At 65.3% G+C, this 1,030-nt stretch carries 1 protein-coding gene; it reads left to right on the forward strand.

Going from position 1 to position 1,030, the window contains the following annotated elements:
• Window positions 1–161: 161 nt before the first annotated feature.
• A complete protein-coding gene (locus QMX78_RS21450; RefSeq protein ID WP_282273480.1) occupies window positions 162–929 on the forward strand; it encodes an alpha/beta hydrolase in 768 nt (255 codons plus the stop codon).
• Window positions 930–1,030: the final 101 nt, after the last annotated feature.

The following is a 1,030-nucleotide window of genomic DNA, read 5'->3' on the forward strand; positions in this document are numbered from 1 at the left end:
CCGCGAAGCTGACCCTGCTGAAGCCCTTGGCACCTGCGCCATCTGGTGATGTACTTGCTTCGCGGCTCACGCCGCTCCTACAAATGCATCCGCCGCCTGCTCGCTGGCATCGATTTACTGCATCACCTGCCTTCTCCCCACCCCCGGCGAGGCCAAGCAGCATGATCACCAGCCTGAAAGTCCTGTTGATCGCCATCAGCGTGCTCGCCAGCATGTACCTGATCGCCTGCGCCCTGCTCGCCTTCAATGCCCGCAGCATGCTTTACCACCCGGCCCCGCGCAGTGCCGATGTACCGCACTGGACCATGCCGCGCGGCGATGCCGACATCATCGTCTCCAGCAACCGGCAGCACAGCACGCAGCTCATCCTGTATTTCGGCGGCAATGCCGAAGATGTCTCGCAGGCACTGGCGATGCTGCAGCAGGCCTTCCCGGCAGCCGCCATCCACGCCATGCACTACCGCGGCTATGGCGGCAGCAGCGGTTCACCGACCGAAGCCATGCTTGTTGGCGATGCCTTGGCGCTGTACGACAGCACCAGCAACGGCCAAGCCCAGGACATCGTCGTGATTGGCCGCAGCCTCGGCTCGGGCGTCGCCGTGCAACTCGCGGCTGCGCGGCCGGTTCAACGCCTGGTCCTGATCACGCCTTACGACAGCATTGGCGGCCTTGCGGCACGCATGTTCCCGGCCTTCCCGGTACGCCTGTTGCTACGCGACCACTACGACTCCTGGCGTCACGCGGCACAGATCACCGCTCCCACCACGCTGATCATCGCCGGCAGGGATGAGGTGATTCCGAATGCGAGTTCGCTGCGGCTACTGCGCGAATTCCGGCCCGGCGTCGCGCAGGCAGTGACCATCGCTGATGCCGATCACAATGATGTGTTTGGCTATCCGCAGTTTGCGGAGGCGTTGCGGGGGCGGTAGCGCTTGAAGCCTACCCCCTCCCCAACCCTCCCCTGCGCTACGCGCAAGGGAGGGGGCGGAGGCGAGCCCTCCCTTGCGCGCAGCGCAGGGGAGGGTTGGGA

This window comes from Stenotrophomonas sp. PS02298, from assembly GCF_029959445.1.
Lineage (GTDB): Bacteria > Pseudomonadota > Gammaproteobacteria > Xanthomonadales > Xanthomonadaceae > Stenotrophomonas.

What these genes read in the sequence shown, in the direction of transcription:
- QMX78_RS21450 (WP_282273480.1), top strand. Translation starts at nt 162, where the DNA reads ATGATCACCAGCCTGAAAGTCCTGTTGATCGCCATCAGCGTGCTCGCC.